A 25293-nucleotide genomic window follows, 5' to 3' on the forward strand; every position below is an offset into this window, starting at 1 on the left:
GGAGAGGGGGTGCGTGTTTTCAAATACAAATGGTTATGCGCCTTTGGCGCGGTTAAAGGCATTACAGCGGGAGTTCGTCCCGCGGGCCGACTCACTTTCTTTGTCTCGCCAAAGAAAGTAAGCCAAGAAAGGCGACCCTGCAAAAGCGTCTGTCGCAAGCGCCAGATTCCCCCGCCAGCCAGCCCGTCACGGGCGGGAATCGAAAACTCGGGCCAAGGCCCTCAGACACTCGATCCCCGAAACCCCCGTGCCGATCTGGCTGGCGGGGCGCTTTTGAAAGGGGGGGCAGACCATCCACACCCCAACCCTCTCCTTGAAGGAGAGGGTGACGTTATTTGATGCTGCAATGGTTCCAACTAGGCTGAGCCACGATTGTCTCCCCTCGCCCACTTGTGGGAGAGGGGCCGGGGGTGAGGGCTGGCGCGGCAACAAACGCTCGCCGCGCGTAGGATGGGTTAGGCCCAAAAGCCGTAACCCATCGGGCCACGTAACACAGAACGCCACACGGGCATCACGCCGCACCTGCCATCCAGCAACTGATCTCCCCCAACACCCACGCCCCGTCATCCAGCGACAAATCATGCCCCGCCGTCGGATGCACCACACACGGCGCCTGCCATGCCTGCGCGAGCGTCGTCGAACAACGCGGGTCGACCAGTTGATCCTGCCCGCCGCACAACAGCAGCATTGGCACAGCCGGTTTTTGGCGTGGTGCGCGGTAGGTGGCGGCGGCGCGGATTTGCCGGATCGCATTACGCCAGCCAACGGGATATTGCTGCCGGTAGGGCAACCAGTCCTCCAGCACGGCGGTGGGGCTGGTCTGGGTGGTAATGCGCAAAATCGCCTGTTCCTGCGCCAAGGCATTGCGGGCCGGCATTGCCAGCAGCGTCGCGTAATTGCGCGGGCGCAGCCGGTGATAAAACGGGCTGAATGGCCGCAGGCTGGTGTTCACCAGCACGCAGGCGGCGATCTCAGCCGGCCACGCATCGGCCCATGCCACCGCCACCATCGCGCCAAGGGAGATCGCCAGCACGTGGAACGGCCCGGTTTCGCCCTGCTGCTGCAAGGTATCGCGCACATGCGCCACCATGTCCTCGATGCGAACCAGACTCTCTTGCGCGTGCAGCGCCCCGTTGCCGGGCCAATCCACCGTGACGATGCGGGCTTCCGGCCAGTGGGCACGGGCCGTCTCCAGAAAACCGCCCCAGTGGCGGGATTCGCGGATCAAACCGCGCAGCAGCACCCAAGTGGTCATTTGCGTATGCCCGAGTACCAAAGGGATTCGGCCAGCCGCAGGTGATCGATGCGCTCGATTTCATCCGGCAGCCAACGGGCGTTGTCATGCACCGCCCGCACCAGAAACTCCAGCAGCAGCAGATGCCCGCGCAGCACCCGTTGCCGGCGATGCGGCACCACCGGGTTGAACATGCCCAGCAAGGACAGCAACTGGCGCGGGTTTTTCTTGATCCATAGCCACGAGCCCAACTCCAGCGTTAGCGGCAGGAACACCCGGCCGGATACGCCCGTCCCCGGCTGGCGCGACAGCTGATAGAGGTAATCCCACACATCGCCATGCGTCAGGTACTGCCGTGCCTGCGGTTCGATCACGTAGGGGTGGTGCGGGTAGGTCTGGTCGAACAGCGATTTGAGCGCATGGATTTCCGGCAAATGCTGGATGGGCGTGCGGGTATAGGCATAGGGAAACCACACCCGGTCGCACAGGCCAAAGCCCGAGTGGCAATCGAGCGCGATGCTGAACGGGCTACAGAACAGCTCCTCTTGCACTACCTTGCACAACGCGAGGTTTTCCCTCGCCATGCCGGCATCCGGTTTACCGCGATACCACGGCAGTTTCGGGCTGATGCGGTGGCCGCCCAGCAGGAACGGCGTTTTCTCCAGTGCATCGATCGGCGCGTTGCGCATCAAATCCACGCCCTCGGCGTTGGAGCGCGTGCCCAGCGCCATGCCGGCCGGATTGACCAGCGGCATGAACACCAGCCGTATGGTTTCGAATTTGCGCTGCAGGCTGCTATCCCAGCGCAGGCGCACCAGCAGGCTGCGCAAGAAAGCGAGCAAGACCTGACTGCCGATCCGCTCCAGGCCATGCACGCCAGCGAAAAACCCCAGCACCGGCGCATCCGGCTTCTCGCTGCCCAAACTGGCGCTATAGAGCGGCAAACGCGCACTCCCGACCGCCACTTCGCCATGCTGTTTCACGCGCAGGAGCGGGCCAGACTGCAAGATGATGTCTTCGAATTCGGCCAGTTCCGGCAGCATGGTGATCGGGTCGGCAAAAGGGGCGGAGATTCAGTTTGGCCCATTTTTTTTACTGCTGTCGCCCGATTGTCAGGCGGTTGTGTAACTACGTTTGAAACGACATCGATCAGGCCAGAATCAACGTCGCGACCACGCCGCCCGCCGGGTCATTGGCCAGCGTCGCGCTGCCGCCGTGCAGCTCGGCAATGGTGCGGGTGAGCGCCAAGCCCAAGCCAGTCCCTTTGCGCTCACGGCCCGGGCCGGGCAAGGAATAGAAGCGTTCGAACAGGCGCGGCAAGGCGTAGTCGGGGATGGCGGGGCCGTCGTTGTGGACGGTGATTTGCCAGCCGCTTGCCACCGGCGTGGCGGCGATGCGGATCACGCCGTCGCTTGGGGTGAAATCGAGGGCGTTCTGCAGCAGGTTGCGGAGTGCTTGCTCCAGCAAAAAACGTTCGCCGGTCACGACGGCATCGCTTGGCACATCCACCTCGCTCAGCCGGCCTTGCCGTTGTGGTTCGAGCGCCGCCAGCACGGTGGTGGCGACGTCGGCCAGCGGCACGCTTTCCGGGTCGGTCAAGCCATGACGTGCTTCCAGCCGGGCCAAATCCAGCAGCCGGTCGACGATGGCCTGCATGCGGGCGGTTTCGTTCTGGATATGGCCGAGAAAGCGCTTGTGCGCCGCCTCGTCCAGCGGTTCCGCCAGCAGCTCGGCCGAGCCGCGAATCCCCGCCAGCGGCGACTTCAACTCGTGCGTGAGCGCGTGCACGTAATGCTCGACATAGGCTTTGCCCTCCAGCCGGTCGCGCATTTCGCCCAAGGCATCGGCCAGATGCGCCAGTTCACGGTTGGCCGGGAACGCCGGCACCGGTACGGGCTTGCCGTCGCGCACCGCCCGCGTGAAGTCCGTCAGCCGGGCAATACCGCGTGATAGCCACCACGAGAACAGCGCCCCCGCCAGCAGACTGACCGCCACCAGCATCAACCCGGCCCGCCACAGCTTGGCGCGGGCGCGATCGATATAGGGCTGCATGGCGGTATTGGGCTTAGCGACCGTCAGCACGCCGACGATGCGACCCTGATCGATGATCGGGGCGGCGACATACATCACCGTCGAGCCGGGATCAGCCGGATCGGCCATGCTGGACCGCGCGCCGTACTTGCCGTGCAAGGTCAGGTAGACATCACGCCAGCCGCTGTAATCCTGCCCGACCGCACTCCCTGCCGAATCTAGCCGCACGATGCCGCGTGCATCGGTCACGTACACGCGCAGGTCGAGCTTGCCCTTGTCCAAGCCCCACACCGCCGCCTTGGGCGAGCGTGCCAGATACGCCGCCACGGCCCCTGCAAAACGGCCTTGATCGAGCCGGCCGGAGACGAAATCCGGGCGGATCAGCTCGGCCAGCAGGTTGGATGAATCGATCAGCACTTCCTCGGCCGATTGGCGCACCGCCGGCTTGATCTCGTCCCGAATCAGGGTCAGCACGTACCAACCGGTCAGGCCGACAAAGAGGAAGTAGCCGAGAAAGATGCGCAGGCTGAATCGCATGTCAGAGCAAATCCGCGCTCAAGGCATAGCCGAAGCCACGATGCGTCTCGATCGGGTCTTGTGCCGGCGTGATCTCGCGCAACTTGGCGCGCAGGCTCTTGATGTGGCTATCGATGGTGCGCTCGAAGCTGTCTTCGGCCGCTTCGCCCAACGCATCGAGCAACTGGGCGCGGCTGAAAATGCGGCCCGGTTGCGCCAATAGCAGGATCAGCACGCGGTATTCGGACGGCGTGAGCACCAGCCATGCGCCGTGATAACGCACGCGCCGGCCAGCGGCATCGTGCTCGAAATGGTTGGTTGGCGCGGGTGCGGTCGTCGCGGCTGGCTTGACCCGCTTGAGGATGGTCTTCACCCGCGCCGCCACTTCACGCGGGCTGAATGGCTTCACCACGTAATCATCCGCCCCCAGCTCCAGCCCGACGATGCGATCCACCTCGTCGGCACGGGCGGTCAGCATCAATACCGGCAGCTCGGACGTGCGGCGCAGGCGCTTGAGCACGTCCAGCCCGTTGGCATCGGGCAGGCCGACGTCGAGGATCAGCAGATCGACGCCGCCGGCTGCGAGCGCGACCTCCGCCTCCGAGGCGAGGCTATGCCAGTGCACGGTAAAGCCTTCACGACTGAGGGCGAAGATCAGCGTATCGGCAATGGCGGCTTCATCTTCGAGCAGCAGGATGCGCGGGGTGGCAGTCATGACATTGGAGGGGAATTGGTGAGACGCTGCATTCTATGCCGGGTGAGGTGGTTGGGTAATGCGTGGCATCGCAGTTCAACAAAGGTTGGCGCTGCTGAAAGGGAGTAAAGGCGCGCAGTGCAACCAGGGGGGTTATGAACAGCAGCCACTGTTTTGTGCAATGAACGACGCACTAAGGTGATCTGTCCCCTCGCCCACTTGTGGGAGAGGGTTAGGGTGAGGGTCGTGAAAAGAGCGCGACCCGTGGGAGTGCCCTCTCCCCCGGCCCCTCTCCCGTAAACGGGCGAGGGGAGACAACCAAGCAGCGCAGCTCAGCTTGAAACACTGCCGCATCAATCCAAGTCACCCTCTCCTTCAAGGAGAGGGCCGGGGTGAGGATGGTCTGCCCCCTTTCAAAAGCGCCCCGCCAGCCAGTCCGGCACGGGGGTTTCGGGGATCGAGTGTTTGAGGGCCTTGGCCCGAGTTTTCGATTCCCGCCCGTGACGGGCTGGCTGGCGGGGGTATCTGGCGCTTGCGACAGACGCTTTTGCAGGGTCGCCTTTGGAGTGGAGGGGGCTTTGGCGAGACAAAGTCCCTTCCCCGTCCGCGCGGCGGAACGCGCTGCAATGCTTTTAGCTGCGCCAACGGCGCATAACCGCATAACTAAAACTCAAACCAGCATTGTGTCGCACAGACTCATCCCCTACGCTCGCGACTTCACTCGCCCACCGCCCCCAAACACCGTGTCCGAACTCCGCCTGCCCGCCCTCGCCCTGCTCACCACTCTGGTTGCCGGCTGCGCCAGCCAGCCCCCGCAATCGCCCGCCCCCATGGTGGCGCCACCGCCTGCGACCACGCCCGTACCTATCGTCACGCCAACGCCTGTGCCGCCGATCGTGGAAGTCCTGCCCACGCCGACACCAGCCCCGGTGCCAATCCCCACGCCCAAACCGGGTCTGACCGAAGCCCAGGGCCGGGCGCTGTTGAACCAACTGCTACCGCCCAAGATCAGCGACCGCAAGGGCTGGACGGATGACATTCTCGATGCCTTCACCGCGCTCAAGATCCCCTACACACCGGAGTATTTCTGCGCCGCCAACGCGGTGATCGAGCAAGAATCGAGCTGGCAAAGCGACCCGACCGTGCCCGGCTTGCCCAAGATCGTGTGGGAGAAGATCGGCGAGAAAGCGGCTGGCTACCACGTGCCGCTGCTGGTGGTGCAAACCGCCCTGCTCAAACCATCGCCCAACGGGCAGAGCTACAAGTACCGCATTGATCACGTGAAAAGCGAGCGCGATATGAACGGGATCTTCGAGGACATGCAGCGCGATGCCGCCCACCTCGGCCTACCGTTCAACATGCCGAACCCGATCCGTACCGTCGGGCCGATGCAGGTCAGCGTCGAGTTCGCCGAAGCGCACGTCCGTGCGTGGCCGTATCCCTACAAGATGGCCACCAGCGTGCGCGATACCGCCTTCACGCGGCGGGGCGGGCTGTATTTCGGCATCGCCATCCTGCTGCAATACCCCGCGCCATATACCGACATGATTTACCGCTTCGCCGACTTCAACGCCGGCCGCTATTCCAGCCGCAATGTGGCATTTCAGCTGGCGTTGGAAAAAGTATCCGGCCAGAAGATCGATCTGGATGGCGACTTGCTGGTCTACACAAATGGGGTGCCGAACAGCAAACCCAGCGATGTCGAGCAGGCGCTGTTCAGCATCGCCGGCAAGCTGGGGCTCTCCCATGAGGCGATCCGCCGCGACTTGTTGACCGAGAAAACCGCCGCCTTCGCCCAGACGCCGCTCTACACCAAGCTGTTTGAGCTGGCCGAAGCCCACGGCCAGAAACTGCCCCGCGCCGCCATGCCGCAAATCCGGCTGGTCAGCCCGAAGATCACCCGCAAGCTGACCACGGAATGGTTCGCCAAGCGGGTGGATGGACGGTATCAGACTTGTTTGGGACGGGTGCGGTAACGGACGAGGCTACGTCCTCCCCTCGCCCATTTATGGGAGAGGGGCTGGGGAAGAGGGTCTGTACAACATGCAGCGACCTTTGCAAGCACGCTCTCCCACTAATAGCTGAGCAAGGCGAGCCTTGCACGCGAGGGAGAGGGGATAGGGCAACCGGCAGACCGTCCGCCCCGATCGCCAATGTCATTCCCCCGGCAGATTGTTACACCCGTGCTAAGTTGATACAGCGTGAACCGGCCGCCCAGTACGGCCGGTAGCGTCAGGGTCTGTCACCGCAGTGTCACAGCGGAGAAGCGGCCCTTAGCCGGGGTGAACCTCCATGGCGCTTGCAATCGTTCTGATCGCGCTGCTGATTGGCGTGGTTCTCTTTCATGCCGCCAGTCCTTGGTGGCTTACCCCGCTTGCGTCCAATTGGGGGCTGATCGACGACACGCTCTCGATCACCCTGCTGATCACCGGCGCGGTGTTCATCGCCGTCAATGTCTTCATCATCTATTGCCTGCTCCATTTCCGCCGCCGCGAAGGCCACGAGGCCGAATACCAGCCGCCGAACAAGAAACTGGAGCTGATCCTGATCGGCCTGACCGCGCTGGGTATCGCCGCCATGCTGGCGCCGGGGCTGTTCGTGTATGCCGACCTGATCAACCCGCCCGACGATGCCTTGGTGGTCGAAGCCGTTGGCGAGCAGTGGAAGTGGAGTTTCCGCCTGCCCGGCAAGGACGGCCGGCTCGGCACCTCCGACGTGCGCTTCGTCAGCCCGGCCAATCCGTTCGGCCTGAACCCGGCTGATCCGCACGGGCAGGACAACCTCCTCGTCAGCGCCCCCGAATTGCATCTGCCCGTGAACAAGCCGGTGAAGATGCTGCTGCGCTCCAAGGACGTCTTGCACGATTTCTACGTGCAGCCGTTCCGGGCGCGGATGAATCTGGTGCCGGGCATGGTGACTTACTTCTGGTTCACCCCCACCCAGACCGGCCGCTACGAAATCCTCTGTGCGCAGTTGTGCGGTGTGGGGCATTTCAATATGCGCGGCTATGTGGTGGTGGATAGCGAGGCGGACTGGCGGGCGTGGCTGGGCAAGCAGACCACGTTTGCACAATCGCAGCTGCAGCCCGCCACACCGACGCAGGCCTTGTCTGGCGATGCATTGGTCGCTCAGGGCAAGGCGCTGGCGCAAAGCAAGGGCTGCGTGGCCTGCCATAGCGCCACTGGCAGTGCGGGCGTGGGGCCGGCGTGGCTGGGTTTGTATGGCAAGCAGGAGCATCTGACTGGCGGAAAAATCGCGCAGGTGGATGACGCGTATCTCAAGGAAGCCATCACCACGCCCAACTCCAAACAGGTCGAGGGTTTCCAGCCGATCATGCCGAAGATTGAATTGAACGATCAGGAAGTGAATGCGCTGGTGGCGTATATCAAATCGCTTTCCGGGAAGGGTGGGGAGCAGGCAGCGCAGAAATAAAAAACGTAGGGCGGGTTAGCGCAGCGTAACCCGCCTTACCGGGCTTATGCGAAATCAAACGCGCGCGCCAAAGGCGCTGTCGTTGTCCCCTCGCCCTCGCGTGCAAGGCTTTTGCCTTGTTCAGCGATTAGCGGGAGAGGGTTAGGGAGAGGGCCCTTTTTTGCAACGTCGGCCCTCTCCCCCGACCCCTCTCCCATTGTCGCTGAACAAGGCAAAAGCCTTGCACGCGAGGGCGAGGGGAGCAAAACCAAGGAGTCCCTGATGGCTTATGCCGAACACCACGCCCCACAAAGCTTCTGGACCAAATACGTCTGGAGCCAGGACCACAAAGTAATCGCGGTGCAATACACGATCACGGCGATTCTGGTCGGGCTGGTGGCGCTGGTGCTGTCCGACCTGATGCGCATGCAGATCGGCTTTCCCGGCCGCCTGGCCTTCATCGATGCCAATCACTATTACCAGTTCGTCACCATGCACGGGATGATCATGGTGATCTACCTGCTCACGGCGCTCTTCCTCGGTGGCTTCGGCAATTACCTGATCCCGCTGATGGTCGGCGCGCGGGATATGGTGTTCCCGTTCCTGAACATGCTCAGCTACTGGGTCTATCTGCTGGCGGTGCTGATCCTGATGGCGAGTTTCTTCGTACCCGGCGGGCCGACCGGCGCGGGCTGGACACTCTATCCGCCGCAGGCGATCCTGCCCGGCACACCGGGGAGCGATGGCGGCATCGTGCTGATGCTGATCTCGCTGGTGACCTTCATCGTCGCCGCCACGATGGGCGGCCTGAATTACGTGACCACGGTGCTGCAAGCGCGCACGCAGGGCATGACGCTGATGCGGTTACCGCTCACCGTCTGGGGCATTTTCGTGGCCAGCATCATGGCGTTGCTGGCGTTCCCGGCGCTATTCGTCAGCGGTGTGATGATGCTGTTCGACAAGCTGCTCGGCACCAGCTTCTTCATGCCGGCGATGGTGTCGATGGGGCAGACGCTGGCCTACAAGGGCGGCAGCCCGATCCTGTTCCAGCACCTGTTCTGGTTCTTCGGCCACCCGGAGGTGTACATCGTGGCGCTGCCGGCGTTTGGCATCGTCTCTGACCTGCTCAGCGTGCATGCGCGCAAGAACATCTTCGGCTACCGGATGATGGTGTGGGCGATCGTGATCATCGGCGCGCTCAGCTTCGTGGTGTGGGCGCACCACATGTACGTGAGCGGCATGAATCCGTACTTCGGCTTCTTCTTCGCCACCACCACGCTGATCATCGCCGTACCGACCGCCATCAAGGTCTACAACTGGCTGCTGACGCTGTGGCGCGGCAACCTGCACCTGACCACGCCGATGCTGTTCGCGCTGGGCTTCATCAGTACCTTTGCGATTGGCGGGCTGACCGGCTTGTTCCTCGGCAACGTCAGCACGGATATTCCGCTCTCCAACACCTATTTCGTGGTGGCGCACTTTCATATGGTGATGGGGGTGTCGCCGATCCTGGCGATCTTCGGCGGCATCTATCACTGGTACCCGAAAGTGACCGGCCGGCTGCTGAATGAAACGCTGGGCAAACTGCATTTCTGGGTGACCTTCCTCGGTACGTACGCCATCTATTTCCCGATGCATTACCTGGGCATCCTCGGCATGCCGCGCCGCTATTACGCCTATCCGAATTACGAATTCATCCCGCCGTCCGCCCAGTATCTGAATGCGTTCATTACCGTGGCGGCGCTGATCGTCGGCGTGTGCCAGCTGGTGTTCATCTACAACCTGATCCGCAGCGTCTTCAACGGCCAACCGGCCGGGCCGAACCCGTGGGGCGCGGCATCGCTGGAATGGCAAACCCCGCATACCCCGCCGCAACACGGCAACTGGGGACCGGCGCTGCCGCAGGTGCACCGCTGGCCGTATGACTACAGCGTGCCGGAGGCCGATGCGGACTTCCTGCCGCAGACCTCTACCTCGCCCCTGACCATCGACGAGGCGACGCATGGGCACGGAGACAAACCATGACCTCCGCCGTCTATCCCACCCCGCCCAATGCCGCCCGGGTCGGCTTGTGGATCCTGATCGGCGTGCTCACCGTGCTGTTCCTGCAGTTCATCCAAGCCTACGCGGTACGGCTGGGCAGCCCGGACTGGATCGGCCTGCCCGAGCCGTGGCTGCTGCGCTGGAACACGCTGGCGCTGCTGTTGAGCAGCGTGGCGCTGCAATGGGCACTGGTTTCGACCCGCCACGAACAACGCCGCCGCACGCAGGTGGCCTTATTCGCTGGCGGCGGACTGGCAATCGTGTTCCTGCTCGGCCAGTGGTGGGCATGGCAGCTGCTCCATGCGCAGGGCTATCTGGTGGCGGGTAATCCAGCCAACAGTTTTTTCTATCTGATCACCGGCTTGCATGGCCTGCATGTGGGCGGCGGGCTGGTGGCGTGGGTGTGGGTGCTGGTGCGCGTTTGGCGCAGTGAGCAGGTCGCGCCCTTGGCCATCAACGTGCAGCTGTGCGCGCGGTATTGGCACTTTCTGCTGCTGGTGTGGCTGGTGCTGTATGGCGTGCTGTTCTTGATTCCGCCAGCGACGTTGCAGGCGATTTGTGGGGGTGGGGGGTGAACATCCACGTCAATTCGTCCTGCCACCAATGCCATTCCCCCCTTCCCCGAAGGGGGGCTAGGGGGGATTTCTGCGGCACCTCAATTTGTGGTGATGTCGAAATCCCCTGGCTGAGCGAATCCGTGGATTCGCACACCAAATCCCCCTTTGCCGTACGAATCTTTGATTCGCACAGGCATAAAAGGGGGAGGTGCGAAGCGGCAATACGCTGACTGCGAGGTACCCAATCATGGCCCACCTGACCCATTCCCCCTCCGAGCCCACCGGCCTGCGCAGCCTTGTCGCCGACTGGTCCGCCGACCGCGAAGCCTTCAAGGTGCCGTGCGGCAAGGCGATGATGTGGATTTTCCTGTTGTCCGACACCTTCATCTTCGGCTGCTTCCTCACCGGCTACATGACCGAACGCATGGCATCCCCGGTGCCGTGGCCCAATGCCAGCGAGGTATTCGCGCTGACCATCGGCAACGCCAAGATTCCGCTGATCCTGATCGCCATCATGACCTTCGTGCTGATCAGCAGCAGCGGCACGATGGCGATGGCGGTGAACTGCGCCTACCGCAAAGACCGCGCCAAGACCGCGGCGCTGATGTTCGCCACGGCGGCATTCGGCGTGATGTTCGTCAGCATGCAGGCGTTCGAGTGGACCAAACTGATCGTGCACGAAGGCATCCGCCCTTGGGGCAACCCGCTGGGCGCAGCGCAATTCGGCGCGTGCTTTTTCATGATCACCGGCTTTCACGGCCTGCATGTCAGCGCCGGGGTGATCTACCTGCTCACCGTCGCCACCAAGGTGCTCAAGGGGCGCTATGAGGAGAGCGGCAATTACCAGATCGTCGAGATCGCCGGGTTGTATTGGCACTTTGTGGATCTGGTGTGGGTGTTCATTTTTGCGTTCTTTTATTTGTGGTGAGAAACCGAAAGTCTTGAACCACAGAGGGCACAGAGAGCACAGAGGCTCACAGAGAAAGGCGCCGCCTTATGTAGGAGCGAGCTTGCTCGCGATTGCGCTGTTCCGTTCACCATTGCCATCGCGAGCAAGCTCGCTCCTACAGGTGTCCTTCTCAATCAAGGTTTGTTTTTCTCTGTGGGCCTCTGTGCTCTCTGTGCCCTCTGTGGTGAACGGTTTTTTGTCTTCGCTTCTCGATTTTTCGGGAGAAAAACCATGCAACACGAATCGGGACAACAACATCCCGTCGGCCTGTACCTGAAAATCTGGGCGCTGCTGTTCGTGCTCAGCACCTTCTCGTACCTGGTCGACTACTTCCATTTCCACGGTTACTTGCGCTGGTTTCTGATCGTGACCTTCATGCTGCTCAAGGCCGGGCTGATCGTTAGCGTGTTCATGCATCTGGCGTGGGAGCGACTGGCGCTGGTCTACGCGATCCTGCTGCCGCCGCTGGCCCTGTTGGTACTGGTAGCGCTGATGGCGGGGGAGGCGGATTACACGGCCAGCACGCGCAATGTGTACTTTGCGCCAGCGCAGCCAGCAGCAGAGAAAGCGCCGCAGCGTTAACTCCCTCACCATCACGAGCAAGCTTCCTCCCCTCTCACACTTGTGGGAGAGGGGCTGGGGGTGAGGGTGCTTGCCAAGTTCCACACTCTTTTCACCACCCTCTCCCTAACCCTCTCCCACTTTCCCTGAACAAGGCTAAAGGCCTTGCACGGGATGGGAGAGGGGACAAAAGCGCAATGCTGGCAATCAAATCGCCAGCAAATCCTCAACATTGACCACACGCGCAATCGTTGCGAGTAGCCGCATCGATGACTGATGGTCTTCCTCGGTCGCCGCCGCGCAGGCGGGCTCAAGCACCAGCACCTCGTAGTCCCGATCATGCGCATCACGTGCGGCGGACTGCACTGCCCACGGAGTGCTGACGCCGGCAATGATCAGGCGCTCGATCCGGTGGGCACGCAGAACGGCCTCCAGCCCGGTCGCATAAAACGGGCTCACCCGATGCTTGATGACGATGGCGTCCTGCGGCTGCACGTCCAACTCCGGGTGGAAATCGGTGCCGGGGCCGGAGAGATCGAGCGCGCCGAATTCCTTGGCGCGACCAAACATCGGTGAACCCTTGGGCTGCTCAGCATAGGACGAGGAAAAACCAACCTTGACGTGAATGACCAGCCAATCGTTGGCACGCGCCAGCGCGATGGCACGGTTGGCGTGGGCAATGATGTTGCGGTCGGCGGCATGCTGCGCCGAACGGGCGATCTTGCCGCCTTCGCACATGATGTCGACGATGTAATCCAGGCTCAGGAATGCGGTTTTCATCGGGGGGCCTTTGTCTGGTGAGGAATAAGCAAACTACACGCTGATGCCAGACAAGGAAACGGCCCCGGCATACCGGAGCCGTGCAGGACTTCCTCAGGGCACCTGACCAGAAAACGGCCTGGTCCGGTTTACACCAGCAACGCCGCCTTCGCCACCGGCTGGCGCGAGCTGATCGCAATGCGGTTCCATGCATTCATCAACGCACTGGTGAACGTGAGCGCGGCGATTTCTTCGTCGGTGAAATGCGGCCGCAGCGCATCGAACAACTCGTCTGGCGCATGCGATTCGGCGATCAGGGTGAGCGACTCGACCCACGCCAGCGCCGCACGCTCACGCTCGGTGAAAAACGTTGTTTCACGCCAGGCCGGCAGGCTGACGATACGCTGCAAGTCTTCACCGCCCTTGAGCAGATTGCGGGCGTGCATATCGAGGCAATACGCGCAGCCGTTGATTTGCGAGATGCGCAGGAACAGCAGCTCGATCAGTGGCTTGCCCAAGGGCGAGCGATCGACAGCGGCGCTGAGTTCGATCATCGCCTTGTAGGCTTCGGGGGCGAGGGTGGCGTAGGGCAGGCGGGATTGGGACATGGTTTGCTCCGTTGGGATGAATGACCGGCCAAATTGCCGGTTCCAACCACTAGACGAAGCAGCGCATGCATTTGTGACAACGCTGGTGCAAAAACCTACAAAACGTAGCCCGGACGCATTTGCGGCCGGGGGCTTCGGTGAACGATGCCACCCCGGCCGGCAAGCCGTCCGGGCTACGTGTGGCAACTTGTAGGAGCGAGCTTGCTCGCGATGGCGGTATCGGATGAAACAATGCAATCGCGAGCAAGCTCGCTCCTACAAGGGTTTGACCCCGCTAACGGAGCTTGAAGCAGAAACGTAGCCCGGACGCCATTGTCGGCGGGGCCGCTTATGAACAGACTCCGGCTGGGCTACGGGGCAATCTTGCCCAACCCACTCAACTTATCCGGATTCCGCACCGTATAAATCCCAACAATCTGCACGCCATCGGTGACGAAGGTCATGACCGAATCGAGCTGACCATCCGTATAACGCAACAAGCCCAGCTCGCCATTGAGCTCGGTCGTCTCGAAACGCACGCGCCCGGCGAAATTGCCGGCCAGCACCTGATACAACCTCGCCAGCCGCTCGGCACCGTGCAATACGCGCAGCGCAGCGATGACTTTGCCCCCGCCATCGGAGGTATGCGTCGCCTCGGTGGCGAACAAGGCTTGCAGCTTGGCCGGATCACCGCTCGTTGCCGCATCGGCAAAGGCTTGCAGCAACCGCAGGTGGTCTTCCGGCGCGACCTCGAAGCGGGGAGTGTCTTGCTTCACCCGCTTGCTGGCGCGGCTGACAAGTTGCCGGCAGGCGGCCTCGCTTTTGGCGAGTGTGACGGCGATGTCGGCGTAGTCTGCATCGAACACTTCACGTAGCAGGAAAGCAGCGCGCTCTTCCGGGCCCAGCCGCTCAAGCACATTCAGAAAAGCCAGCGACACATCGCTGGCGAATTCCAGCTGCCATTCCGGCGACGGCAGCTCGGCGGTGAGCAACGGTTCCGCCAACCACGGCCCGATGTAGTGTTCCCGCTCGCGCTTGACCACCCGTAGCCGGTCGATGGCGAGCCGGGTGACGATGGTCACCAGCCAGGCCTCGGGCGCATCGATGCCAGCAGCATCCTCATCGTGCCAGCGCAGGTAGGCTTCCTGCACGATGTCTTCGGCATCGGCGCGCGTGCCGAGCATGCGGTAGGCCAAACCGAACAGGCGTGGGCGGGCGGCGTTGAAATGGTGCAGCGGCGCGTTCACGACAATCCTCTCGATAAATTGAAAAACCGAAACATAACTAGACGTTCCAGCCATCGACTTTGTGACAGCCGGCAAAGACAATTGCAACTTTTACGCCGGACCAGATCACTCTTATGTTCAAACGCCTTCTGCTCTGGGCCCTCGGCTTGGCCATGCTCCTCGCCATCGCGGCCATCATCGGCCTGCATTTCGCTGGCGGCGCGCTGCAGGCCAAGGTGGTCGAAGCGCTCGGGCCGGACAGCGAAATCGGCGAGATCAAGCTGGGCTGGTCGGCCATCGAAGTCACCAACCTGCGCATCAAAGGCCCGAAAGGCTGGCCGACCGACGATGCATTGCGTGCCGAGCGAATCATCATCGAGCCGGATGTACGCGCCCTGCTGTCGGCCAATATCCACATCCACAAGATCACCGTTCAAGGTGCTTATCTCTCGATCTGGCGCACGGCAAACGGCAAGGTGCGATTGCTGCCCAGCCTGCTGGAGCGGGCCAAGACAGCGGCTAGCGGCGATAACGCTTCCTCGCCCAGCACTGCGCTGCAGGTGGTGATCGACCGGATCGCGCTGGAACACGGCGCGGTCGATTCCTACGATTCCAGCATTCGCCGGCCAGCGCACAAACTGCAACTGACCGACGCCAACATCAAACTCGACGACCTGCATCTGCCTGCGCTCAATAACAAGAGCGAGCTGGATGCCACCGCCACCATCAAAGGCACCCGCCGCGATGGTTCAGCCAAGATCGGTGGCTGGATGATCTTTGCCGATCAGGATAGCGACCTGACCACCACGCTACGTGGCGTCGACCTGATCTCGCTGCAGCCCTATCTGATCAAGGCATCCGAAACCGGCGTGAAGCACGGCACGATGGATCTCGACCTGAAATCCGCCATCGCCAAGCGCCACCTGCACGCCCCCGGCACCATCACGCTCACCGATCTGGAGCTGACCGCTGGCGGCGGCGCGTGGAGCACTTTCATGGGCATGCCGCGCGACGTGGTCATCAATGGCATGAAAGACCAGAGCGGCAAGATCGCCCTCAAGTTCACCCTCGACGGTAATCTGGACGACCCGCATTTCTCGCTCAACGAGAACATGACCAAGCGTATTGGCGCCGGTTTGGCCGAAGGGCTGGGCGTGAGCGTGAAAGGTCTGGCAGAGGGCGTCGGCAAAACCATCGGCAAACTGTTCGGGCAGTAGGCACGTAGCCCGGACGGCTTGCCGGCCGGGGTGACACTGCCTCCGGCTCAGTCATCACCCTGCAATGCGCCCTCCCTACGATGCGGCCTTTACCCAATAACAGGTGCCCCGCATCATGCGCAACACACTCGCCGCCCTCGCCCTCTTCGCCTCGTTCGGTTTCGTGCAGGCCCACGCTGCCGACGCCAAGCCTTTCGTCACCGCCCAGGATGTCGACCTGACCCGCTTCCTGCCCGCGCCGCCCGCGAACGAATCCTTGCAAACCCGGCTGGAACTGAACGAAGTGCTGGCACTGCAAGTGAGCCGCACCCCGGCGCAAGAAGCCGCCGCCAAGGCCGATGCCACCGAAAACGTCTGGCGTTTTGCCAACGTGCTCGGCCCGAAATTCACCGCCGACAAGCTGCCCAAGTTCGCCGCTTTCTTCGAACGCGTAGTAGAGAGCGAAGGTGCAGTGGTCGATCCGGCCAAGGACGCATGGAAGCGCCCGCGCCCGCATCTTCTGTCCAAAGAAGTGAAGCCGATCGTGAAGCTCTCCAGCTCCGGCTCCTGGCCGTCTGGCCACGCCACCGTCGGCTACCTGATGGCCACGGTGTTGGCTGACATGGTCCCGGAAAAGCGCAACGAGATCTTCGCCCGCGCTGCCGAATACGCCGAAAACCGCGTGATCGCCGGCATCCACTACCGCTCGGACATCATCATGGGCCGCACCGCCGGTGCCTTGATCGCCGAAAACATGTTCATGCACGACGATTTCAAGGCCGAATACGCCCCGGCCAAGGCGGAACTGCGCGCGGCGCTGGGTTTGTGATTTCGAGCTAGCCAAAAGCGCGGAGGCATTGGAGGCCGCGCGATTTTTGTCCCCTCGCCCACTTGTGGGAGAGGGTTAGGGAGAGGGTCGTGAAAAGGACACAGCACTTGGCAAGCCCCCTCACCCCCAACCCCTCTCCCACAAGTGGGCGAGGGGAGAAAACCGCGTATCGTAAATTGTGAACAAGCGCATACGGCAAGCGAGCACAACAATGCCAGCAGGGTTTTGTTAGCGGCTCCTTGCCGTCCGGGTAAACTGGGCGGCTTTTTTCATTTTCCGCCGAGCTGCTCATGGCCCTCAAAGCCACCATCTACAAAGCCGATCTCAATATCGCCGATATGGATCGCGGCTATTACGGCCAGCATTCGCTGACCATCGCCCGCCATCCTTCGGAAACCGACGAGCGCATGATGCTGCGCGTGCTCGCCTTCGCCCGCCACGCCAGCGACACGCTCGAATTCGGCCGCGGCATCAGCGATGAAGAGGATGCCGCGGTCTGGCAAAAGAACCTCGTCGACGAAATCGAACTGTGGATCGAACTCGGCCTGCCCGACGAAAAACGCCTGCGCAAAGCCTGCAACCGCGCCGCTGAAGTCTGGCTCTACGCCTACGGCGGCCGCACCGTGGATATCTGGTGGGATGGCATCAAGGGCCAAACCACGCGCTTCGATCACCTGCACGTGCTCAACGTCGCCCCGGAAACGCTGACGGCATTGGGTGAAATGGCGGAACGAAGCATGCAATTGCAGGCGACGATTCAGGACGGGCAATTGTGGTTGTCGAATGACAAGACGAATTTGTTGGTGGAGTTGACGACGTTGAAGTAGGTTTAAAAATCGACACACCTTATTCTTAAGGTCATTCTTTCTACATCAATCTTCAGGATTAGCGAAAATGAAAACAAGGCACTTAATAGCTCTCGTGTTTTTAGTTCTGTGTGGATGTGTTTCTACGCCCAAATATGTAGAACCAACACAGAGCGATGCAGCAACACTACGATTTATCAATAAATCGGACGGGTATTTCGCCCCATTGTGGTTTGTTAATGCAAAAGACTGTTCTGGCGGGATACAAGGCTTTACCACCGATGCGTCCAAGGTACTCATAGGCAAAAATTCATTCAAAGCAATGAAAATCGAGCCTAATAAAGCATTCTCTTTTTGGATTTCCTATACAACCAAACCTGGCATGGCGACACTTCCAGACAAAGACAAAATGTATTGCAAAATCATTGGAACGTTCACACCAAAATCAAGTGGCTCTTATTCAGCAACGGTAACATCCACTTCAACCACCTGCTCAGTATCACTTACAGAAACTGTTGATGGCGTAGAAAGACCTGATCCTTCTTTCGAAAAAAGAGCCTGGAAAGAAGCGTTAAATGGTGCGGGCTCACATTGCCAATAATGTGATAAAGCGTGAGTTATCAGTAACCTGCGCATAACTCACGCAAGTAAACATCCCTTTCCACAGTATTCTGAATACTACTAGCTGTGCTCGCAGACCAATCCCACACCACCAAACTCGAAGACCTGCCCAATATCGGCAAGGCAGGTGCGGCCGATTTGCGTTTGCTTGGCATTCATGACCCGCAGCAACTCATCGGCCGACAGCCGTTCGAGATGTATGACGCGCTCTGCGCGAAAACCGGCACGCGGCACGATCCCTGTGTGATCGATGTGTTCATGGCGGTCGTTGCCTTCATGGAAGGCGGCCCGGCGTTGCCGTGGTGGTCGTTCACGGCGGAGCGCAAAAGGCTCGCCGAGCAACGCAAGGTGGGTTGAACACAGCGGCATCAGCGATGCGTATCGGGCGCTGCACCACTCAGGCAAGACCACAAAAACTCGTACACCATCGCATCATGCCTTGCGTGCTCGAGTGCATCAGAACCGCCGCCGTGCCCGCCATCCGTCTGCTCCCGGTACCACACGTGTGCATGTCCGAGCGCCTGCATCCGCGCGACCATCTTGCGAGCGTGTCCGGGGTGGACACGGTCATCGCTGGTGGAGGTTGTGAACAGCACGGGCGGATAAACCGCAGCGGCCGTCACGCGATGGTATGGCGAATAGGCGGCCAGGATGCCAGCGTCACCCGGATCATCAGGGTCACCGTACTCGTCGAGCCAGGAAGCGCCCGCGTGCAACAAGTGATAACGGCTCATGTCGAGCAGCGGCACTTCGCTGACGACTGCGCCAAACAGATCAGGGCGCTGCATCATGCACGCGGCCACCAGCAAGCCGCCATTGCTGCCGCCCTGGATGCCGAGTTGCGCCGCAGTGGTCACACCATCGGCAATCAATGCCTGCGCAACCGCGATGAAGTCGTCGAACGCGCGTTGTCGATGCTCCCCTTGCGCCGCCTGATGCCATTTCGGCCCAAACTCACCGCCCCCGCGAATATGCGCGAACGCAACCACCCCGCCCCGCGCCAGCCAGCCGATGCCCAGGCCGGTCAGATAGTGCGGTGTGAGCGGTATGCCAAAACCACCGTAGCCGGTCAGGTAACAAGGCCGTGGCACTTGCACGTCCCCCGACGCTGAGCGTGGTGCAATCAACGTCCACGGCACTTGCGTGCCATCTGCCGACTGCGCATAGCCACGTTTCACCTCGTAGGGGGTCGAGTCGAACTGGGTCGGCCAGCGGTCGATCAACTCCCATTCGTCCAACGCATCACGCGCCAAATCGGCCAGCCAGTACCCTGGCGGGAGCAGGTAATCGCTGGCAGAGACATACACCTCGTCGTCAAGCGTCGGTTCAAGCGCAGAGACTTCGATCTGCGAACCTTCGCGCGTCGGGAAAGCCCGCGATTTCCAATCCCAACGGCCATCTTCGGACTGCGTGGGCTGCCAAAGCATCGTGCGGCTCTGCACGTCATCCAGATAAGACACGATCAGGTAATGGCGCGTATGCCCCCATCCGCATTCCGACATTCGCGCCGTTGGCTTAAAGAGTGGGACAAAGCTGCGGCCACCGGTTAGAAATTCGGCTTCCCGCATCGCCAGCAAGGCACCGCCCGAATAACACACGCCGCCACACTGCCAGTCGAGTCGCGGCTGAAACAGCAACCAGCCGCGCCACGCGCTCACCGTGACGTGCGTGGGGATGTCGTAGCGGTGCCAAGTGCCTGCTGCATCGGCGTAATACGCGTGGCTATCGAAAGTGTCGACACCGCGATACGCAGCATGACGCTGTTCGATCGGGTCGTAGACCGCTACAGCGTAGTCATCGTCGAATTCGCCGCTGAACACAACCGGCGCAGATGCGAGCGCAGTACCGCGTACCCAGCGCCGTGCTTCGCGTGGGTAGCCGGAGCGCGTCAATGTCGCGCCGCCGTTATCCCATCCGAGATAAACCGTATTTCGGTCGATCCAGGAGATCGTGTGCTTGCCCGCTTCACTGATGACGAACCCGTCTTCGACGAAGCATTGCCGCTCTAGATCGAATTCACGTACCACGGTCGCGTCGGAACCACCGGGGGACAATGAGATCAACGCGCGATCGCCATCGGGATACAAGATATACGTGCCGACACATACCCACGACACACCCTCCGCAACGCCAAGCGCATCGATGTCGAGCAGGTTCTGCCAGACGGATTCACCGCTGCGCCAACTCGCCCAGGGCATGCGCCGCCAGATGCCTTTCGGATTGTGCTCATCCTGCCGGAAATCGTAGGCCCAGCCTTGCCAACGGCTCGGGATCACGGGCTGCTCATGCGGCAAGTAGGCATGCGCCAAGCGCTGTGCCAGCGTCTCGAAGCTCGGCTTGCTGCACCATGCAGCAAGCGTGTTTGCATTTTGCTGCTCAACCCATGCCAATGCGGCGGGATCATTGAGGGTTTCGAGCGACAGGAAGGGATCGGGCGATAAGGGCCAAGGGTCAGAACGCGGCATAGCGACACCTCATAAGTGCAGGGGAAGTGCCTGACCTTGCAGGAAAACCGTGTCCCACACACGCCAGAATTTACTATCTCGGTTCGCGGAACCTATCCAGCAAGCGAAACCGATCGACGGCGGATAGGCGCATAGATGCCCTCCGCAAGCAGGCTGAGGACGACCGTGCTCTCCCCCTCATCACACATCCGCCAGCACATGCCGTTGCACCAGCTCCAGCACGAAATCACGGATCGCCAGCACACGCTGGCTGGCTTTCAGATCACGGTGATAGACCATCCATAACTCGCGGTTGGTCGACATCTCTTCGTTGCACAGCCGGCGCAAGCCGGGGTCGGCGTCGCCGACGAAGCGCGGCAGCATGGTGGCGCCCAAGCCGCTGCGAGCGGCCATGTACTGCGCCTGGATGCTGTTGGTGCGCAAGATGGGTTCCTTCCCGGGGAATAGCGCCGTCAGCCATTGGCCCATCGGCAAGTTCATGCCGGCTTCATCCCACGAGATGTAATCCAGCTCGCGCCAGTGCGCGACATGCGTGAGCGCGTGGGGCGCGCAATAGAGGCCGAAGCGAAACGCGCCTAGATGGTGGGCGATGTAATCCTGCTCGCTGCCGCGTACCTCCGGGCCGACGGTCCGCAGGGCCAGATCGGCTTCGCGGCTGGAGAGATCGGCAAGCTTGAGACTGACCACCAGCTCGACCTGCACCTGCGGATAGCGGCGGGTGAATTCGACGAGGTTGGGGGCGATCAGATAGGTCGCCAGCGTTTCGGTGGTCGCCAGTTTGACCCGCCCGGCCACTTCGCCGCCAAATTGACCGCCATTGCGCTCGACCGCCTGCATGGCCCGCTCGACTTCCGCCACGTGCTCGAACAAGGCGCTGCCCTGATCGGTGAGCAGATAGCCACGCTGCTGCCGCAGGAACAGGCGCGCGCCCAGCCGGGCTTCCATTGCATCGATATGGCGGGAAACCGTCGAGGCGCTGGTGCGCAGCGCGATGGCGGCCGGGGTCAGACCACCGCCACGGGCAACAGCAAGAAAGTATTTGAGATCATTCCAATCGAGCATATTACTCATTGCTTTCTCATTTCCATATCTGGCAAATGGTTTTGCATATTCTCAAAATTCTTTGCGAATCTGGAAAATTATAATCGCCTCATAGCAGTTTCATCCGGTTTCAAGAAAGGGGAACGATCATGGGCAATACAATGACTTGGCTGCGCTTGGGCCTGAGCACTTTCTTCTGGGCGATGATGTTCCATCTGGGCAAGTACGCGGTGGCGTACGTCCACCCGGTTGCCGTCGGCGGCTGGCGCTTCCTGTTGGCTGGCCTGATCCTCTTGCCGCTGGTGGGATTACGCGAAGGTCTGGATTTCAGCGCGATGCGGCGCAACTTCCTGCCGCTGCTGGCGATGGCTTTTGTCGGCATCTGCGGCTTCAATATCTCGCTGTTCTATGGCCTGAAATCCACGTCGCCGGTGAATGCGGCGCTGATCATGGGGCTGAATCCGGCGCTGATCACACTGTTTTCTGCCGTACTGATTGGTGAACGCATCAACGGCCGGCAACTGGTCGGCCTGCTGCTGGGCTTGGTTGGGGTAGCGACGGTGGTGAGCGGCGGGTCACTGCATACGCTGTTGTCGTTGTCGTTCAAGCACGGCGACTTGCTGGTGCTGCTGTCGGCCATCGGCTGGGCGATCTATTCGATCATTCCGAAGCGCTTCATCCAGGGCATGGCGCCGCTGCAAATCACCGTGGCGACCATTGTGATGGGTGGCCTGTTGATGGGTGGTTTTGCCACTGCCATTACGCCAGACTTCATGGCCGTGCCGCCCATCGGCGTGATCATTGCGGTGATCGTCATGAGCGTGTGCGGTTCGGTGCTGGCCTACATGTGGTGGAACGACGGCGTGCGCAAGATCGGCCCGGCCAAGGCGGGGGTCTTCATGAATCTGGTGCCGATCTTTGCGACCCTGATTGGCGTGGCGCTGGGGCAACCGGTTGCGCTGGCGCAGGTCATTGGCGCGGCATTGGTCATCGGTGGTGTGCTGTATTCGTCCTACAAGCCGGGTGGGGTGGCAGGCGCGGTGCCGGCGGCAGTGATGCCCGCGACTGGGCGCTGATTCTGACGCTGGGGGGTAGCGAAACAAACGTTGAGCTAGCGCTGCAAGGGCTTACCGGCATGAGCACCTCCCTTTTTGCCTCATCTCTTTTGAAAGGAAAGTACATATGAACCGCCCACTGCTCGCCGCCGCGCTCCTCGCCTCGTTCACTGCCGCATTGCATACCTTTGGCGGCACGCCGGAAATTGAAGGCCCGCTATTGCAATCAGGCTTGAAGCCCGAAGTGAGTCTGTTGCTGTTGGCCTGCTGGCATTTAGTAACGGCGGCGCTCACTCTCTCGGCCATTACTTTGGGACTCGCGCTACGACCGTCAGCGGTGCGGTCGACGGCCACAGTCACGCTGGTGTCTTACTTGTGGCTGGGTTTTGGCGCGGTGTTTGTTCTCGTTGACCTGATTTACGCCGGGCCGCATATGCTGCTCCAGTTGCCGCAGTGGGCTCTGCTGCTACCCGTCGGCGCACTGGGACTGTGGGGTGCAAGACTCGAAATAGACCGTCGACCGCCTACCGCCCATAAAACGGCAACTTAAATCTACGTGCGCATCTTTGATGCGCACAGTGATGGATTCGCACGGCACAGGAGAGGAATAACGGTGCCGTCATCCCCTATGGCTAGTTACCAAATGCCAAGCCTCCATGCGTAAGGATGGTGCGGCGCAATGCCCTTTGGGGATTGCGCCCTACACGCTGTGCTAGCAGCTGCACTCACTGATAAGGCTTGGCCCCAATCAGCTGATCGACCGTGACGAACTCGTAGCCCTGCTTCTTGAGCGCCGGAATCAGCATATCGACCGCATCGACCGAGTCCTGCCGGTAACCGCCGCCGTCATGCATCAGGATGATGGCCTCGTCGTGGATATGCTCCTGCACGGTCTTGAACAATGAGTTGGCTGCCCCAAAGCGCTGCGCCACGTACCAGTCCTGCGTATCGATCGACCACAGGATGAGCTTGAAGCCTTTGTCCCGCAGCGTTTCGACCTGCCCATCAGTGAGGAAGCCATAGGGCGGGCGGAGCAGGGCCGGTTTGATGCCGAGCGTTTTCTGGAAGATGGCCTGGGTGCGGCCGAATTGGTCGTCCCAGAATTGCGTCGGGCTGAGCTTGGTCAGGTAGGGGTGGTCGTAACTGTGGTTGGCGAGGGTGTGGCCGGCTTTGAGCGTGGCGCGGGCGATGTCGGGGAATTCTTCGATATGCACGCCCATGACGAAGAACGTGGCTTTCACGCCGTATTTATCCAGCACCTTGAGCAGCTGCGGCGTATAGAGGCTGGGGCCGTCGTCGAAGGTCAGCGCGATGCGCTTGGTGTTGTGCAGCCCTTCCAGAAAATAGCTGCCGCGATACTTGGCGGCTTGCCTCTCCAGGTCTTCCAGCGGCACCTGCTCCCAGTTCTTGAGGAATTCGGTGCGCACTTTCTGGACGGGCTTTTCATCGGCGGGCACGGCGGCGAACACGGGCCTGGTCACATACAGACTCGCTGCGATCAACAGCATCGACAGCCAGGCAAGGCGTTTCAGGTGGCGCATGGGGATTGCTCCGGTTTTTTCAAAGGCGGCGATACACGGAGGCTAGAACAGCGTGCGGATTCCGTCGTGCCGAAATGGCAGGACGTTTGTGCGCAGCCGCAATGACTGCCGGAAGGCCGAAACGCCCGCTCATCCCCCTGTCCATCCAGTAACATGGCCGGCTGCCCCTGCAGCCAGCCACCCAGCCGACCAGCCCATCAAGGAGAGCCACCCTTTGCTTGCCAAGATCACCCGCCTGTTTCCGCTCTGGGCCATCCTGTTATCGACAGTGGCCTACTTCACCCCAGCCCGCTTCACGCCGATCCTGCCGCATACCGGCTTGATGCTGTCGGTGATCATGTTCGCGATGGGGCTGACACTCACGCCGGCCGACTTCAAGCGCGTGCTGACCCGGCCAGCGCCGGTGGCCGCCGGCATCGTGCTGCACTATCTGGTGATGCCCTTCGCGGCGTGGGTGATTGCCAAGAGCTTCCATATGTCACCGGAACTGACCACGGGCATGGTGCTGGTGGGCAGTGTGGCCAGCGGCACGGCCTCCAACGTGATCATTTATCTATCGCGTGGCGATGTGGCGCTATCGGTGACGATTTCGTCGCTGTCCACGTTGGTCGGAGTGGTGGCAACGCCGCTGCTGACGCGCTTTTATGTCGATGCATCGATTGCGGTGGATGTAACCGGCATGCTCACCGGCATCCTGCAGATCGTCATCCTGCCGATTGGTTTGGGGTTGCTGGTGTTCCGCTGCTTTGCCAAACAGGTCAAGCGCATCGAGCCGTGGCTGCCGCTGATCTCGATGCTGGCCATCGTGACGCTGATCGCCGCCATCGTGGCCGGCAGTCAGGCCCATATCGCCCAAGTGGGCCTGCTGGTGATCGTGGCGGTGATGCTGCACAACGGCATCGGCCTGTTGGGTGGCTATTGGGGTGGGCGACTGCTGGGCTTCGAGGAATCGGTGTGCCGCACGCTGGCAATCGAGGTCGGCATGCAGAACTCCGGGCTGGCGGCGCAGCTAGGGAAAACCTACTTCACCGTGCTGACTGCGTTGCCGGGCGCGCTGTTTTCGGTGTGGCACAACATTTCCGGGTCGCTGCTGGCGGGGTATTGGCAGGGGAAGCCGGCGGGGGTGCGGGCGGAGGGGGTGTTGCAGACTGCACCGGCCAAAGAATAGCCA

At 61.3% G+C, this 25293-nt stretch carries 24 protein-coding genes; 14 read left to right on the forward strand and 10 right to left on the reverse strand.

The genetic code is table 11. The annotated features are described in order from the left end of the window. Window positions 1–511: 511 nt before the first annotated feature. The 4 genes from BR41_RS07030 to creB form a co-directional block, all read right to left on the reverse strand. On the reverse strand, window positions 512–1255 hold the full coding sequence (locus BR41_RS07030) for an alpha/beta fold hydrolase (protein WP_035054580.1): 744 nt from the start codon (window positions 1253–1255) through the stop codon (window positions 512–514). Continuing rightward, window positions 1252–2277: a M14 family zinc carboxypeptidase gene (locus BR41_RS07035; RefSeq protein ID WP_035054582.1), complete on the reverse strand. Its 1026-nt coding sequence runs from the start codon at window positions 2275–2277 to the stop codon at window positions 1252–1254. Before BR41_RS07035 ends, BR41_RS07030 begins: the two co-directional genes overlap by 4 nt. Before the next feature lie 106 nt (window positions 2278–2383). Further along, window positions 2384–3802: a two-component system sensor histidine kinase CreC gene (gene creC / locus BR41_RS07040; RefSeq protein WP_035054584.1), complete on the reverse strand. Its 1419-nt coding sequence runs from the start codon at window positions 3800–3802 to the stop codon at window positions 2384–2386. Between the two features lies 1 nt (window position 3803). After that, window positions 3804–4496, reverse strand: coding sequence for a two-component system response regulator CreB (gene creB, locus BR41_RS07045; protein ID WP_035054586.1), 693 nt, complete (start codon window positions 4494–4496; stop codon window positions 3804–3806). Window positions 4497–5218: 722 nt separating this feature from the next. On the opposite strand from creB, the gene BR41_RS07050 reads away from it, so the two are divergent. From BR41_RS07050 to BR41_RS07075, 6 genes are all read left to right on the forward strand, one after another. After that, entirely contained in the window at window positions 5219–6451 is a 1233-nt protein-coding gene (locus tag BR41_RS07050) for a DUF1615 domain-containing protein (protein ID WP_281173999.1), read from the forward strand. A gap of 316 nt (window positions 6452–6767) precedes the next feature. After that, window positions 6768–7907, forward strand: a complete 1140-nt coding sequence (locus tag BR41_RS07055; protein ID WP_035054588.1) for a cytochrome c oxidase subunit II — start codon at window positions 6768–6770, stop codon at window positions 7905–7907. A gap of 261 nt (window positions 7908–8168) precedes the next feature. Next, window positions 8169–9911 (forward strand): cytochrome c oxidase subunit I, encoded by a 1743-nt coding sequence (gene ctaD, locus BR41_RS07060; RefSeq protein ID WP_035054590.1) that lies wholly within the window; start codon window positions 8169–8171, stop codon window positions 9909–9911. Continuing rightward, window positions 9908–10504 carry a cytochrome c oxidase subunit 3 gene (locus tag BR41_RS07065; protein ID WP_035054594.1) on the forward strand — a complete coding sequence of 199 codons (597 nt, stop codon included), beginning with the start codon at window positions 9908–9910 and terminating at the stop codon, window positions 10502–10504. Before ctaD ends, BR41_RS07065 begins: the two co-directional genes overlap by 4 nt. A 229-nt stretch (window positions 10505–10733) precedes the next feature. Beyond that, the gene (locus BR41_RS07070) at window positions 10734–11414 is read left to right on the forward strand and encodes a heme-copper oxidase subunit III family protein (protein ID WP_035054596.1); all 681 of its coding nucleotides are present in this window, start codon (window positions 10734–10736) and stop codon (window positions 11412–11414) included. 252 nt (window positions 11415–11666) lie between these two features. Then, the gene (locus BR41_RS07075; protein WP_051710405.1) at window positions 11667–12017 is read left to right on the forward strand and encodes a cytochrome C oxidase subunit IV family protein; all 351 of its coding nucleotides are present in this window, start codon (window positions 11667–11669) and stop codon (window positions 12015–12017) included. 186 nt (window positions 12018–12203) lie between these two features. Here BR41_RS07075 and BR41_RS07080 read toward each other — a convergent pair whose 3' ends face one another. From BR41_RS07080 to sigJ, 3 genes are all read right to left on the reverse strand, one after another. Beyond that, the gene (locus tag BR41_RS07080) at window positions 12204–12776 is read right to left on the reverse strand and encodes a cysteine hydrolase family protein (RefSeq protein ID WP_035054598.1); all 573 of its coding nucleotides are present in this window, start codon (window positions 12774–12776) and stop codon (window positions 12204–12206) included. 128 nt (window positions 12777–12904) lie between these two features. Continuing rightward, the gene (locus BR41_RS07085; protein ID WP_035054600.1) at window positions 12905–13363 is read right to left on the reverse strand and encodes a carboxymuconolactone decarboxylase family protein; all 459 of its coding nucleotides are present in this window, start codon (window positions 13361–13363) and stop codon (window positions 12905–12907) included. 350 nt (window positions 13364–13713) lie between these two features. After that, window positions 13714–14589: an RNA polymerase sigma factor SigJ gene (gene sigJ, locus BR41_RS07090; protein ID WP_245615823.1), complete on the reverse strand. Its 876-nt coding sequence runs from the start codon at window positions 14587–14589 to the stop codon at window positions 13714–13716. A gap of 113 nt (window positions 14590–14702) precedes the next feature. Between sigJ and BR41_RS07095 the strand changes: the two genes are divergently transcribed. The 5 genes from BR41_RS07095 to BR41_RS07110 all read left to right on the forward strand — a co-directional run bounded on the left by BR41_RS07095 (window position 14703) and on the right by BR41_RS07110 (window position 18377). Next, window positions 14703–15785 carry an AsmA family protein gene (locus BR41_RS07095; RefSeq protein ID WP_035054601.1) on the forward strand — a complete coding sequence of 361 codons (1083 nt, stop codon included), beginning with the start codon at window positions 14703–14705 and terminating at the stop codon, window positions 15783–15785. Between the two features lie 115 nt (window positions 15786–15900). Next, window positions 15901–16593, forward strand: coding sequence for an acid phosphatase (locus tag BR41_RS07100; protein ID WP_035054948.1), 693 nt, complete (start codon window positions 15901–15903; stop codon window positions 16591–16593). A gap of 290 nt (window positions 16594–16883) precedes the next feature. Beyond that, window positions 16884–17420, forward strand: a complete 537-nt coding sequence (locus BR41_RS07105; protein ID WP_035054603.1) for a YaeQ family protein — start codon at window positions 16884–16886, stop codon at window positions 17418–17420. Between the two features lie 67 nt (window positions 17421–17487). After that, on the forward strand, window positions 17488–18000 hold the full coding sequence (locus BR41_RS24050; protein WP_156970594.1) for a hypothetical protein: 513 nt from the start codon (window positions 17488–17490) through the stop codon (window positions 17998–18000). An 86-nt stretch (window positions 18001–18086) separates the two neighbouring features. Continuing rightward, window positions 18087–18377 carry a helix-hairpin-helix domain-containing protein gene (locus BR41_RS07110; RefSeq protein ID WP_035054605.1) on the forward strand — a complete coding sequence of 97 codons (291 nt, stop codon included), beginning with the start codon at window positions 18087–18089 and terminating at the stop codon, window positions 18375–18377. A gap of 11 nt (window positions 18378–18388) precedes the next feature. Here the strand turns inward: BR41_RS07110 and BR41_RS07115 are convergent, their stop codons facing one another. Beyond that, window positions 18389–20485 (reverse strand): prolyl oligopeptidase family serine peptidase, encoded by a 2097-nt coding sequence (locus tag BR41_RS07115; protein WP_035054607.1) that lies wholly within the window; start codon window positions 20483–20485, stop codon window positions 18389–18391. 180 nt (window positions 20486–20665) lie between these two features. Beyond that, complete coding sequence (locus BR41_RS07120) at window positions 20666–21556, reverse strand: LysR family transcriptional regulator (RefSeq protein ID WP_084186904.1); 891 nt, start codon at window positions 21554–21556, stop codon at window positions 20666–20668. Between the two features lie 119 nt (window positions 21557–21675). Here BR41_RS07120 and BR41_RS07125 point away from each other — a divergent pair, with 119 nt between their 5' ends. Both BR41_RS07125 and BR41_RS07130 read left to right on the forward strand, forming a co-directional pair. Beyond that, window positions 21676–22602, forward strand: a complete 927-nt coding sequence (locus BR41_RS07125) for a DMT family transporter (protein WP_084186905.1) — start codon at window positions 21676–21678, stop codon at window positions 22600–22602. Window positions 22603–22708: 106 nt separating this feature from the next. Further along, the gene (locus BR41_RS07130; RefSeq protein ID WP_051710409.1) at window positions 22709–23131 is read left to right on the forward strand and encodes a hypothetical protein; all 423 of its coding nucleotides are present in this window, start codon (window positions 22709–22711) and stop codon (window positions 23129–23131) included. A 175-nt stretch (window positions 23132–23306) separates the two neighbouring features. Here the strand turns inward: BR41_RS07130 and BR41_RS07135 are convergent, their stop codons facing one another. Further along, a complete protein-coding gene (locus BR41_RS07135; RefSeq protein WP_051710410.1) occupies window positions 23307–24122 on the reverse strand; it encodes a polysaccharide deacetylase family protein in 816 nt (271 codons plus the stop codon). A gap of 214 nt (window positions 24123–24336) precedes the next feature. On the opposite strand from BR41_RS07135, the gene panS reads away from it, so the two are divergent. Beyond that, complete coding sequence (gene panS, locus BR41_RS07140) at window positions 24337–25290, forward strand: ketopantoate/pantoate/pantothenate transporter PanS (protein WP_035054611.1); 954 nt, start codon at window positions 24337–24339, stop codon at window positions 25288–25290. Window positions 25291–25293 lie beyond the last annotated feature (3 nt).

Source organism: Andreprevotia chitinilytica DSM 18519, from assembly GCF_000711875.1.
Classification (GTDB): Bacteria; Pseudomonadota; Gammaproteobacteria; order Burkholderiales; family Chitinibacteraceae; genus Andreprevotia; species Andreprevotia chitinilytica.

Coding starts and splice junctions, on each gene's coding strand:
- BR41_RS07115 (WP_035054607.1), bottom strand. CDS start 20,485: ATGCCGCGTTCTGACCCTTGGCCCTTATCGCCCGATCCCTTCCTGTCG.
- BR41_RS07070 (WP_035054596.1), top strand. CDS start 10,734: ATGGCCCACCTGACCCATTCCCCCTCCGAGCCCACCGGCCTGCGCAGC.
- BR41_RS07035 (WP_035054582.1), bottom strand. CDS start 2,277: ATGCTGCCGGAACTGGCCGAATTCGAAGACATCATCTTGCAGTCTGGC.
- BR41_RS07135 (WP_051710410.1), bottom strand. CDS start 24,122: ATGCGCCACCTGAAACGCCTTGCCTGGCTGTCGATGCTGTTGATCGCA.
- ctaD (WP_035054590.1), top strand. CDS start 8,169: ATGGCTTATGCCGAACACCACGCCCCACAAAGCTTCTGGACCAAATAC.
- BR41_RS07030 (WP_035054580.1), bottom strand. CDS start 1,255: ATGACCACTTGGGTGCTGCTGCGCGGTTTGATCCGCGAATCCCGCCAC.
- BR41_RS07100 (WP_035054948.1), top strand. CDS start 15,901: ATGCGCAACACACTCGCCGCCCTCGCCCTCTTCGCCTCGTTCGGTTTC.
- BR41_RS07105 (WP_035054603.1), top strand. CDS start 16,884: ATGGCCCTCAAAGCCACCATCTACAAAGCCGATCTCAATATCGCCGAT.
- BR41_RS07120 (WP_084186904.1), bottom strand. CDS start 21,556: ATGAGTAATATGCTCGATTGGAATGATCTCAAATACTTTCTTGCTGTT.
- BR41_RS24050 (WP_156970594.1), top strand. CDS start 17,488: ATGAAAACAAGGCACTTAATAGCTCTCGTGTTTTTAGTTCTGTGTGGA.
- BR41_RS07085 (WP_035054600.1), bottom strand. CDS start 13,363: ATGTCCCAATCCCGCCTGCCCTACGCCACCCTCGCCCCCGAAGCCTAC.
- BR41_RS07065 (WP_035054594.1), top strand. CDS start 9,908: ATGACCTCCGCCGTCTATCCCACCCCGCCCAATGCCGCCCGGGTCGGC.
- BR41_RS07130 (WP_051710409.1), top strand. CDS start 22,709: ATGAACCGCCCACTGCTCGCCGCCGCGCTCCTCGCCTCGTTCACTGCC.
- BR41_RS07125 (WP_084186905.1), top strand. CDS start 21,676: ATGGGCAATACAATGACTTGGCTGCGCTTGGGCCTGAGCACTTTCTTC.
- BR41_RS07055 (WP_035054588.1), top strand. CDS start 6,768: ATGGCGCTTGCAATCGTTCTGATCGCGCTGCTGATTGGCGTGGTTCTC.
- creC (WP_035054584.1), bottom strand. CDS start 3,802: ATGCGATTCAGCCTGCGCATCTTTCTCGGCTACTTCCTCTTTGTCGGC.
- creB (WP_035054586.1), bottom strand. CDS start 4,496: ATGACTGCCACCCCGCGCATCCTGCTGCTCGAAGATGAAGCCGCCATT.
- BR41_RS07095 (WP_035054601.1), top strand. CDS start 14,703: ATGTTCAAACGCCTTCTGCTCTGGGCCCTCGGCTTGGCCATGCTCCTC.
- BR41_RS07075 (WP_051710405.1), top strand. CDS start 11,667: ATGCAACACGAATCGGGACAACAACATCCCGTCGGCCTGTACCTGAAA.
- BR41_RS07080 (WP_035054598.1), bottom strand. CDS start 12,776: ATGAAAACCGCATTCCTGAGCCTGGATTACATCGTCGACATCATGTGC.